Below are 11,825 nucleotides of genomic sequence, written 5' to 3'. Positions count from 1 at the left end.
AAGGGAAGTGGGCAGCCGGAGTGGTGGTCAAGCAAGCAGTAGCTATTATTCCATAATAGCTACTAGAGGAAGCGTAAATCTGAGCATTTAGTGATAAGGACTGAGCGAATTTTGCTCCGTTTTTTTATTTAATTGTTTAGAAAAGCCCCGTCTATGCTGGGGTTCCAGAGAGCTTATAGCGTAATAAAAAAAGATCTAAGAATATATTTGGAATCAGCTCAAGGAAGTTTATATGAGTGATCAATCTACATTATTTGAAGCGTTTGGTTCATTTACAGGACAAAAAATAAAAGATTCTTTTAGATGCAGTAGTGAAGTGGTGGTATTGATCCTGTACAAGCCAGGCAAGCTACTTGCTTACAAAAAGCTCTTGCGGAAATGAGACACCGCTTCTCTCTCTAATCCTTACTGCTTTCACTAGTTATTTTAGCTAATCGGATAACTCGCCGGTTTCGCTAAAAATATAATCGGATTTCATGAATCTATTCGTTTTTTTCTATACGAATCTTATATTTATGTTACTATTTTATTAGGTATTAGGATGCGTATGTTAGTGTTATTAGAAAGAAAAAGGGGGGAACCTGCGTGATATTTTTTAAGCAATTATTCGTAAAAGTAATTAAGTTAAATAATTGGTTTCTGCTATTTGCAACATTAACATTGGTTTTTGCTAGCAGTTACTTTATATATTTTTTAGAACCAGATACATTTGCAAGTCCTTTTGAAGGGCTTTGGTGGACCATGACAACTGTAACAACAGTAGGTTATGGCGATGTTTCTCCAGTTACCGTTCCCGGGAAGCTATTTGCAATGTTTTTATACATTGTTGGGATAGGGCTTATGACAATATTTATCGGTAAAGCAATTGATTTTTTAAGTATCCGCAAACGGTTAAAGGAGGAAGGGAAATTGAATATCTCAACAGAGGGACATATTATTTTAATTAACTGGACAAAAAAAGCAAAAATTACGTTAGATGAGCTTTTACATACGTTTAAGGATATACCAATTGTTGTTATTGACGAAAAATTAGAGAAAACCCCAATATTGCATGAACAAGTAGAATTTGTTCACGGAAATCCAGCGAATCAGGATGTATTATTACAAGCAAATTTGCTGAAGTGCAAATCCGTGATGGTTTTTGCTCCTGAGAATACGATAGCAACATCTCAGGCAGATGGGCAAACCTTACTAATTGCGACCATCCTTGAAGGAATAGGGAAGGAATATAAACAAAATATCTATACCATTTGTGAAGTATTGGAATCGACGCATATTCAAGCATTTAAACATGCTTCTGTAGAGGAATTTATTACTGCAAACGATACAGCTGGGCATCTTGCGGCACGTTCCATACTTTTCAATGGCTCGAGTGAAATCATTCGACAACTGACGAGTCATAAAGGCTACGATCTTTATTCGATTGGTAAAAAAGAAACATGGAACACGTATGAAGAAGCGCGTACTGATTTAGCACAGCAAGGAGCAATGCTAATAGCAAATGGCAACGATTTATCCATAATAAATCAATTGAAAAAACCTATACCAACGGATGCAAAACTATTTATAATTTGCGATCAGCTTACGTATGAAAAAATTGTTACGCAATAAAAATAAACATTTGTTTAACTAGATGGAGACGAGGATAAAACTGTGTTTATCAACAACTGGAATGATGGTTCGTGTAACTAAGCTGCTCCAGAAATCGACTTCACTTTTGGCATGCGGCTGTTAAGCTTCCTTGGGGGCAGCGAGATCTTTCCTCTCACAGTAATTACGTATATTTCTGGAGAGTGCGTAGTTTATCCCACAAATAACTGGCAGTAATACCCCCAAGGATTGAAGTTTCACTTTATTTTTGTAATAGCTTTAATACGTTGAATACGGATTGTTTCTCCTTTTCCCTGTGATAGCTATTAAAAGGGCAGCCTTTGTATTTCACACGATCCACTACATTCTTGATCGTAAAGGCTTGAGGATTGAGCTTGTCTGTCAATTCATCCCAAAATAATGGAGTTGCAACAGTGGCATCTACGGTTTTTCTTGGTGAATAAGGGGCAATAATTGTCTTGTTCTTCCCATGTTGCACATAGTCAATATATAATCTGTCATTTCGCTTGTCTTTCATACGTTCAGTTGTAAATAACTGAGGATAAGCATTTTCAACAGTCCATGCAATTGCTTGCGTAAATAATGCGGTCTGCTCATAGGTCATGCTTCTTTCCGGAATAGGGATATAGATTTGCAATCCTTTATTGCCTGAAGTCTTCACAAAGGATGTCAATTTTAAGTCATCTAGTATGGGTTTGATTATTTGTGCCGCCTTTATGGCTAAATGAAATCGTTCTCTATCGGGAGGATCTAAATCAAAGACGATTTCTTGGGGATAGCTACTAGCCAACGTTTGAAACGGAACGTGAAATTCAACAGTGCCATGGTTAGCAAGCCATATGAGTGTATGGAGCGAATCACAAAGAATAGAGCTTTCACCATCCGCTTGTACACGTGGATTAAAATCTGGTGCATACGCTGGTAAATGCTTTTGAAAGAAGTGCTCAGCTTCTACGCCATCTGGTGCACGAATGATAGTTAAAGCACGCTCCTTTAAAAATGGCAGCATATAAGGAGCGATTTCTCTTATATAAATAAGCAGATCTCCCTTCGTTAGATGCCTTTTTGGCCAGAGTAATTTTGTCGTATTTGTCAATTCTATATTTTCAGGAAGCATAGCCATATCAAGATGTAATCTATCAACTGTTAAGTCTTTCGCGTGTACATCAGGTTGTAGTTTGGTAAACTCTGGCTCTCGAAGTTCCCCATCGTATAAATCTAAACTATGGATGGCCGCGCAAATGGCAGGTGGTAACGTGAATACAGAACCTGTTTGTTTACTACCCTTATGGATAAATAGATCTTTTAATGTATGAAGTGCTTCCTCATCTAATCCATGTTTACACTTTCCGATGTCAACGATGGTATCTTCTTGGAAGACGGCGACGGAAAAATAATTATTTCTCATATCGAAGGCAGTTAAGAAACCATGTAATGTTCTCCAATTTTTTATTTTAAACCAATCCTGATGGATTTTACCGGCCTTATAAGTACTACGTTTTCGTTTAGCAATAATTCCTTCTCCTTTATTTGTAAAAACGCGTTCTAATAACAGCTCAGCATTTGGATATGCGTTTACAAATTGTATGATATTGTTGTGCTTCAGTTGAGAAATGAGAGCTTCTAAAGCTTGCTTACGCTTCGTAAACATTTCTTGGTATAGTTGTCTGCCCTTTTGCATAATAAGATCAAATGCTAGAAAGCTGGCTGGACGATGGATAGCGGCTTCTTGGACCTTGTCTTTATTTTTTAGCCGCCCCCTTTTCTGAATCCAAGCAAAATTAGCCTGATACATGTTATTTAATACAACTAGTTCTCCATCAAGCTGTATAGGTAGAAAGGAAAGAAGTCTCTCTTGATTCCGTTTGCAATATTCGATGATTTCCGGGAACTGTAAAGTTAGATCTTTATTATTCTTACTCATTAGACGGATATTATCGTGCTCCCATTTTAAAACACAACGAAATCCATCGTATTTCACCTCAAACATCCAATTGTCACCTTTAGGTATATCTGTACTTGCTATCGGTTTCATAACATGCATATTTCATGCTCCCTTTTAAAAAGATACGGTTGTATTTATCTTATTTTTACACAAATGCTGTTGTTTAATCAGGAAGGATAAATAAAGTTATTTCAGCCAAACTATGACAAAGGGAGGTATGTGTGAATGCATACAATGTGGAAAGGTACGATAAGCTTTGGCTTAGTAAATATTCCTGTAAAAATGCATGCTGCAACAGAAAATAAAGATGTTAAACTTCGACAGCTGCACAAGGAATGCCAGTCACCAATCAAATATGAAAAAAGTTGTCCGGTCTGTGATCGACCAATAGAGAATGATGAAATTGTAAAAGCATATGAGTATGCCAAAAATAAATTTGTTGTACTGGATGAAGAGGATTTAAAAGCATTACAGAAGGAACAGGAAGATAAAGCAGTGGAAATTGTCGACTTTGTACAATTAGAGGAAATTGATCCTATTTATTTCGAAAAAAGCTATTATTTATCTCCGAACGAAGGGGGAGCAAAAGCATATGGTCTGTTACGAAATGCTTTAAAAGATACAGGTAAAATAGGGATAGCCAAAATGATCATCCGGTCAAAAGGACAGTTAGCTGTTATTCGTGTTTACGAGAATACATTGGTAGTAGAAACCATTCATTACCCTGATGAGGTTCGTGATGTGAAAGATGTACCAAATGTACCTGATGAAGTGGAAACCGAAAAAAAAGAGCTTGATACGGCAAAAATGCTTATTGATCAATTAACAACTGAATTCGATGCTACGAAATATAAAGATGAGTATCGTACAGCATTACTCGATCTAATTGAACAGAAAAAGAACAATGATGAATCTACTGCTACAGCAACAGAAAAGCCTGCTCCAGAGGCAGCTACAAACTTAATGGATGCACTGCAGGCCTCATTGGATCGAGCGAAACAAGAAAAGCCAAAGCCAAAGCAACCGAAGAAAAAGACGAAAACAACGGCAAAAAAGAAGAAGACAGGCTCATAAAGAGGCTGAGACAAAAGAATGAAGAATCCAATTAAAAACGAACGATGATTGGTTGAAATTAATTATCGTTCGTTTATTGATCAGAATCATTCATTTAGCACCTGAAATAAGTGAGACTCTGGCGGGAACAGTACGAGTCCGAAGATTCACGTGGTAACGTGTTTTTCTTTACCAAGTTAGCTGTGGCCGTGCTCGTGGAAAGAGCGTATATTTTCACGGTGCGGCGATGATACTCCTATTGATAACATGATTATTCGTATTTTCAGTAAAGAAGTTGTGTTTTGTCCCAGCCTCTTTTCATGCTGTCAAAAATGTCTCGACAGGCTACTTACGAAGTGTACAAAACGTCATGTGTGGAAAGAAGTGAAAGAACGGGTTTGCTTGGACTGGCCTTCTCATAAAGGAAAGTGGATTTACCCGAATAAGAAAAGAGAAAAGTAAAACGTAGCCTCGCAGCTTTAAAAGAACTGCATGGGCTGCGTTATTGTTGTTTTCACGAAAAGCAATTGATATTCGTCCACCCACACACAGGGTTTCTATAAAAGCTGATTTTTCAGTGGAATGCTTCAAAATAGAACTTTGGCCAATTTTACCCCGCATATAATTGGCAGTAAGCCCCACTTCAAGCAATAAAGTGAACCTAATATTGGTGAGTGGGGATCGACTGCAAAGTCTTTAGGTCATATTCTTATGGTACTAACCTTCCGTGGGAGGTAAACATTAACCTCCACGGATTGAATTTTTACTTTATCCATTACATCATGACAGCTTTTTTTCAAATCTTTTACAATAACCTAACAAGTCTATGAAATCGGTTAGTAACCTATTTATTTCTATAAAAAATAGGGTAAAGTGGATATTGCACACTTATTTAACATTGACCAAGGGATAAGTTTCAGAATTTTTTAAAAAAGGAGATGCGTAATGGAAAGAAATGCCTTTTTTGATAATGCAAAAGTGCTATTAATTTTTTTCGTTGTATTCGGTCATATGATCCAGCCTTTTACAGACGGATCTCCGAAAATTAATACGCTATATATGTGGATTTATACTTTCCATATGCCAGCATTTATCTTTCTTTCAGGTTTTTTTGCTAAAGGTTCTGGGAATATAAAATATATCTTAAATTTAATGAAAAAATTACTCGTACCATATGTTGTTTTTCAAATCCTCTATTCAGGATATTATTACCTGATTGGTAAATCTGGATGGGAAACGGATTTGTTTAGTCCTCATTGGGCATTATGGTTTTTATTCAGTTTATTCTGTTGGCATATGTTATTATATTGGTTTAAAAAGCTACCTCCAGTATTGGCAGTAGTTATTTCAATTCAATTAGGTCTAATTGTAGGTTACTTTGGTGAAATTGGTCATACGTTTAGTTTATCGCGTACATTTGTATTCTTTCCGTTTTTCCTAATTGGCTACTTCATTACGGAAAAACAGTTAATGTTGATCAAGAACAAAGGAATAAAGGTAGCATCAATAATAGTAATGGCTGGAATTGCAACTGCTATTTATTATATGCCTGATTTTAATTCAGGTTGGTTGCTTGCTTCTAAATCATATGGAGATTTAGGAATGGGAGAATTTGGAGGACTAGCAAGATTACTTGTCTATTTAACGGCTGCTCTCATGATTGTCAGCGTATTATCGTGGGTGCCTAAAAAGCAATTTAATTGGACTGTTTTAGGAGCTAGAACATTGTATGTCTATCTGCTTCACGGTTTTTTCATTCAATATTTTCGACAAGCAGAATTATTTGAGGTAAATCGAATAATAGATTTGGTTGGTCTTGCTGCTATTTCGTTAGCGTTAGTTCTTCTGTTATCAAGTAGGCCAGTTCTCGGTATTTGGCAGCCAGTTATTGAAGGAAGAGTATCAATTATCAAAAAGACGTATCAAAAAATAAGTAAGCAGCATCCAAAGACAGAATCCTAATCTGATAACAATAAAAGAAAGGGGAAGAATAATCATGAAAGTTTGTGTGTTTGGTGCAAGTGGTTATGTTGGAAGTTCTGTTTACAAACGATTCAAGGCTATCCCCGAAATTACTGTTAGTGGAACATATTTGGATGAACCTGCAATAGTTGCTGATTTAGTAAAATTGGATATAAATGAGCCAGAATCCTTCTCCAACTACTATAAAGCAATGCAACCGGATGTAGTTGTTTGGTCGGTGATGCACGGACCACAAGAACATCAATTGACGGAGCATGGGCTTCTGCACTTGCTAACCCACCTTACCCCTGAAACAAAGCTCGTTTATATTTCATCTGATTTCGTCTACAGTGCTGGGAATGGTCCGTATGATGAGGAGGATCCCGCAACCCCTTTACCAGATGATCATGAGCTGAGTAATTATGCGAATGCTAAAGTCAAAGCTGAACGCTTTATAACGAATGAATTGACCAATTATGTCATCTTAAGAGTAGGTCTGTCTATGGGGAAAATCAGGTTGGCAGGCTTGATCAACGAACAGATAAACTTTCCTATCATTTACGGTCAGGTAAGCCAATTGCATTCCGTGATGATTTAATTCGTACATTTGTCCATGTGGAGGATTTAGCGGCTGTCATTGTAAAAATGGTAGTTAATGACGTATCTGGTGTATTTAATGCCGGTTCTCCTAAGACTAGAAGCTTTTATGAATTTATGCGATTAATGGCTGAAAAAATGGGTTTCAATCCGGAACTTGTAAGGAAAGCATCTGTCGAGGAAATGGTAGATGGAGAAATGCCGAAGAATACGGCATTACGAACAGAGAAAATAAATAAATTAATGAACCAAATGTTTAGAGAGAACGTATAATAAAATAACCCCCTTTTTTTTAAATATAAAAAACAGACGGCTAAGGATAGGCCGTCTGTTTTTGGTTACATTAATAGCATAGCAGCTTAAAAGATAATATGAGCAATGATTGCAATAATGGGTAGGGTAATTATTGTACGTAACAAAAAGATGATTGCCAAATCTTTAAAAGATACCGGTACCTTAGACCCTAATAATAATCCCCCAACCTCAGACATATAAATTAATTGCGTTACAGAAAGTGCAGCTATAGTAAAGCGGGTTATATCTGCCTCAATGGAAGAAGCAAAGATAGCTGGTAAGAACATATCTGCAAAACCAATTAGGATTGTTTCTGAAGCTGCTTCAGCAGCAGGAATTTGTAAGAGTTCTAATAACGGTATAAATGGCATACCAAGCCATTGGAAAACAGGTGTATTTTCGGCAATTATTAAGGCGATCAGTCCAAATGCCATCACGACAGGAGCGACACCCATCCACATGTCTAGGATGTTTTGGCCACCTTCTTTTATGAATTTATACACACTTGTTTCCTTCTTTGCACGGTTCAATGCTTTTCGGTATCCAAAGGTAAACACGTTGTCACCTTTCGGAATTTCTTCAGATAATCCTTCCGCCTCTTCGTTTACATACGTATTGGATTTGCGCGAGAGCGGAGGAATCCGAGGCATGATTAATGCAGCAATAAATCCGGCTACTAAGACTGTTCCATAAAAAGGTAAGAACATATCTTGGAGTTCAACTTCCGATATCACTACTAATGAAAAGGTGATCGATACGACAGAAAATGTTGTACCGATTACAGCAGCTTCTCGTTTTGTATAGTAACCTTCTTCGTATTGTTTACTAGTAAGTAATACGCCAATTGTCCCGTCACCAACCCAAGATGCTAAAGAATCAATGGAGGAACGTCCTGGTAAACGAAATAATGGTCTCATGATTTTCGTCATTAATGTACCGAATAATTCAAGTAAACCAAAATTCATAAGTAATGGTAAAAACAATCCGGCAAATAAAAATACGGCGAATAATACATGCAACAGATCATCAAGTAATAATTGTCCAGTTGCTTCACCATGAACAAATTCTGGACCAATACGGAAGTAAACCATTACTGCAAATATGGCAGCTATAACACGGGTAATTGTCCAAAATGTGCTCACATGAAAAAGCTGTTGAAAAAAAGGAGTCCCTTTTAATTTTTCCCTTCCTATAAGCTTAGCGAATACACTCATTATTGCAGTAATAACAATAATTACCATCATAATAGCAGATAACTGATCAGCAAGTAGGGTTTGAACCTTCCCAGCAAGTATGGCTATTGGTATCGTAAGCCCTTCTTCTGTCTGTATAGGTGACATAAATAAAAAGATACCAATTAAGGATGGGATGATAACCTTAATATGGTCTTTTATGGTAAAGTGATTATTCTTCATAAGAACCCCCATTGTTCCATATTTCTTATTTATTATAAGGGAAATATACGCATTATCCAACTATTTATTAGGACCGACTTGTTTTAAATAAGTAGATAATCGGGTACATATCTAAAGAGGTGTTGAAGGTGAATAAGGGGCTTAAATATAGATTAGTATATCGCTGCAGTATCATGATCTGGATGACAATCAAATTTATTTTTCTCATGTACAAGTTCCATTTTAGAAATAAAGTATGGGATGACCGGACGATCGCTAAATGGAATATATTAGTAACAAAATTAGCAAGAGAATATCGTAATAAGGCTGTTGAATTAGGCGGTGTATTAATTAAGGTTGGGCAATTCCTTAGTACAAGGACTGACTTTATGCCCGATGCGTTCCTCAAAGAACTAAGTGGATTGGTTGATCGTGTCCCACCAATGCCGTTTAGCTATGCGCGGAAGCTATTAGAAGAGGAATGGGGAGGGGACATCTATGAATATATAGAGGATATTAAACCGACGTCCATCGCATCTGCATCCATAGGTGAAGTTTATTTAGCCAAGTTAAGAGAAGACCATTCAGACGTAGCAATAAAAGTACAGCGTTATCGTGTTGAGGAAATTTTTCATATAGATTTTAAAGCACTTCGAATCGTTTTTTGGTTGATTTCTGTATTTACGTCATTTGGTAAGAAGGCCGATTTACCTTCCTTATACCGAGAACTTATCACGGTTATGAATAAGGAGCTAGATTTTCAACAAGAGTTAAAGCATGCCTGTTACTTTCAAGAGAGATTCCAAGATAATAAGGCCATACATATTCCAAATTATATAGAGCAGTTATGTACGAAAAAGGTCTTGGTGATGGAGTGGATAGACGGTGCAAAAATAACGGATGTCTCGTATATGCATCGACATCAGGTTTCAACGCAGCAGATAGCTAGAAGCTTATTTGACTTTTATCTAGAGCAATTTTTGAATGAAGGTATGTTTCATGCAGATCCCCATGCTGGAAACATCTTGATTCAACAGGATGGAACGATTGTAATTATTGATTTTGGCATGGTTGGAGAGGTACGAAAGCAGGATACGCATTATTTCAAAAAACTAATACAAAATATAATTATGGATGATTACGATCGGGTAATCGAAACATTAGATGAAATGAATTTCATATTACCTCAGGCGAATCGAAAGAAATTAAAACAAATGATTAGACAGACCATTGCTATGTATCAGAATGGTTCATTAAATACAATGGATGCTCATACAATGGAACAATTAAAAGAAGATATTCGTTTGTTTATAAGTGATCAGCCAATCCAATTATCAGCGGATTATGCGTATTTAGGAAGAGCGATATCAATCGTTATAGGTATCCTACTAGCCATTTATCCAGATATAGATTTGCAGAAATGGGCAAAGCCTAAAATTAAAAAATGGTTTGGCGGGAGAAATTTAGCGGAATCCATTTATAAGCAATATGTAAAGGATGCAGTTCAACCAGTATTATCCTTTCCAAAAGCTATGTTAGGTTGGCTAGAAAATGGGGAAAAGGAAAGAAAGTGGGAGAGAGAGAAGCAACAAAAGCAACTGACACATAATTACTTTGTTTTACTTGAAGTAATCTGTTTTGTTCTACTATTGGTTAGTGTTAGCTGTATCCTATTTGGCTATTACCAAAACTTAGGGCGATTGACCACCATTGCTATATCCGGAGCAAGTATATTTGCTGTAATGATGATTTTATTATTCATGAAGCATTACCGCAACATTCGATCAAAGTAATAAGGAGGAGATACACATGAATGATGTCTTAAAAAAAGGTTTTCTTTTGGGATTAGGAGCTGCAGTAACTAGTAAAGAGAAGTTTGAACGCAAGGTAAAGCAACTGGTCGATAAGAATGAACTAACACAAGATCAAGCACGCACGGTTCTGCAAAATTTTGTGGAGAAAGGTGAAATGAAAAAGGATGAATGGAATACGCAGCAATATGAGCAAACACAGAAGCTCGCTAAAGAGTTTGGATTAGCGACAAAGGAGGATGTTAACGAGTTACGGGCTCGTATTACTGAGCTTGAAAACAAGCTTGAAGATCGTTCAGAATAATGAATGAGGCTGCGATAAAATGATTTCAATGTAAATAGGAAGTAATTTCGTGCAAAAACCCACTTGGGAAATATACTTGCTCTTCGGCTGATGACGGATTATCGTGCTATACACTAAGGGGGTGCCGATATCTTCCCAAAGGATAAGCGATACATCGCATGCAAAAAAAGCGCTCTTTTTTCAAGAAGTCTCGTCTCCATATATAGCGAATGCAATGTATGGTTCGTCTTCATGGTTTTGATTTCGTTCCTGCGTCATTTAAATGTGCCATGATGGCGATGAATATAGGATTTGAAGAAAATACTTCACAAGCTCGCTTAGGGAGGGAAAATTGTCATAATACAGGGAATCTATTTTGTCAAAAACAGTAGTTATCTGTAAATTCTGCCTATTTATCATATTGTAGTTGATAATCACCATAAACCGAGGTACAATAGAATAGCATTATCAACTCGTTTCATACTAGGGGGAATCTTAAGCGTATGGTTAGCTTTTTAGAAATATGTAAAGATATGGAGAAGAAGCTTGGCAGAAAATTGCAGGATAACGAAATCAGGTTTTTGCAATGGATGTATAAACGCTATAAAGAAGAACAACCCAAAAGAATTTTGGAATTGGGGTAGAGAGTATGGAAACTGATGCTCATTCGTTTTTTCATCGAGTTGATAGGGAAAAAGATAACCAGTATACGAAAAAACAAGGTCCTGCAATACTCAGGACTTTTTTGTAGTCTAGGAAATTATAAATTAGGCCATGTGGATAAATATGGAGGTGTTAGGCCGCCGTCCAGCTCCAGCGCCCAGAAACGAGGCGACTTCATGAATCGCCCTACGATATGCCATCATCGGCTCGCA

Annotated in this window: 10 protein-coding genes; 8 read left to right on the top strand and 2 right to left on the bottom strand. The window is 36.9% G+C overall.

Annotation, left to right across the window (positions count from 1 at the left end):
* The first annotated feature begins 232 nt into the window (after positions 1-232).
* Both RVS70_RS23460 and RVS70_RS20570 read left to right on the top strand, forming a co-directional pair.
* A complete protein-coding gene (locus RVS70_RS23460; protein ID WP_414617184.1) occupies positions 233-382 on the top strand; it encodes a hypothetical protein in 150 nt (49 codons plus the stop codon).
* Positions 383-585: 203 nt separating this feature from the next.
* On the top strand, positions 586-1,611 hold the full coding sequence (locus RVS70_RS20570) for a potassium channel family protein (protein WP_026681836.1): 1,026 nt from the start codon (positions 586-588) through the stop codon (positions 1,609-1,611).
* 241 nt (positions 1,612-1,852) lie between these two features.
* Here RVS70_RS20570 and RVS70_RS20565 read toward each other — a convergent pair whose 3' ends face one another.
* Entirely contained in the window at positions 1,853-3,655 is a 1,803-nt protein-coding gene (locus tag RVS70_RS20565; protein WP_321134670.1) for a DNA ligase D, read from the bottom strand.
* A 126-nt stretch (positions 3,656-3,781) separates the two neighbouring features.
* On the opposite strand from RVS70_RS20565, the gene RVS70_RS20560 reads away from it, so the two are divergent.
* From RVS70_RS20560 to RVS70_RS20545, 4 genes are all read left to right on the top strand, one after another.
* Positions 3,782-4,630, top strand: a complete 849-nt coding sequence (locus tag RVS70_RS20560; protein ID WP_026681834.1) for a Ku protein — start codon at positions 3,782-3,784, stop codon at positions 4,628-4,630.
* Positions 4,631-5,554: 924 nt separating this feature from the next.
* On the top strand, positions 5,555-6,571 hold the full coding sequence (locus RVS70_RS20555; protein WP_026681833.1) for an acyltransferase family protein: 1,017 nt from the start codon (positions 5,555-5,557) through the stop codon (positions 6,569-6,571).
* 34 nt (positions 6,572-6,605) lie between these two features.
* Positions 6,606-7,169, top strand: a complete 564-nt coding sequence (locus RVS70_RS20550; protein WP_226983563.1) for a sugar nucleotide-binding protein — start codon at positions 6,606-6,608, stop codon at positions 7,167-7,169.
* 47 nt (positions 7,170-7,216) lie between these two features.
* Positions 7,217-7,441 (top strand): hypothetical protein, encoded by a 225-nt coding sequence (locus RVS70_RS20545; RefSeq protein ID WP_246484916.1) that lies wholly within the window; start codon positions 7,217-7,219, stop codon positions 7,439-7,441.
* An 86-nt stretch (positions 7,442-7,527) separates the two neighbouring features.
* On the opposite strand, the gene RVS70_RS20540 is transcribed toward RVS70_RS20545, so the two are convergent.
* Complete coding sequence (locus RVS70_RS20540) at positions 7,528-8,877, bottom strand: YjiH family protein (protein WP_026681832.1); 1,350 nt, start codon at positions 8,875-8,877, stop codon at positions 7,528-7,530.
* A gap of 128 nt (positions 8,878-9,005) precedes the next feature.
* Between RVS70_RS20540 and RVS70_RS20535 the strand changes: the two genes are divergently transcribed.
* Together RVS70_RS20535 and RVS70_RS20530 are read left to right on the top strand one after the other, a co-directional pair.
* Positions 9,006-10,649, top strand: a complete 1,644-nt coding sequence (locus RVS70_RS20535) for an ABC1 kinase family protein (RefSeq protein ID WP_281949980.1) — start codon at positions 9,006-9,008, stop codon at positions 10,647-10,649.
* Positions 10,650-10,665: 16 nt separating this feature from the next.
* Positions 10,666-10,971, top strand: coding sequence for a phasin family protein (locus RVS70_RS20530; RefSeq protein WP_026681830.1), 306 nt, complete (start codon positions 10,666-10,668; stop codon positions 10,969-10,971).
* The last annotated feature ends 854 nt before the right edge of the window (positions 10,972-11,825 follow it).

Source organism: Virgibacillus sp. M23 (assembly GCF_034190895.1).
GTDB lineage: Bacteria > Bacillota > Bacilli > Bacillales > Amphibacillaceae > Virgibacillus > Virgibacillus salarius.
The sequence above is the reverse complement of the archived record's forward strand: the minus strand, read 5'-3'. Positions and strand labels throughout refer to the sequence as shown.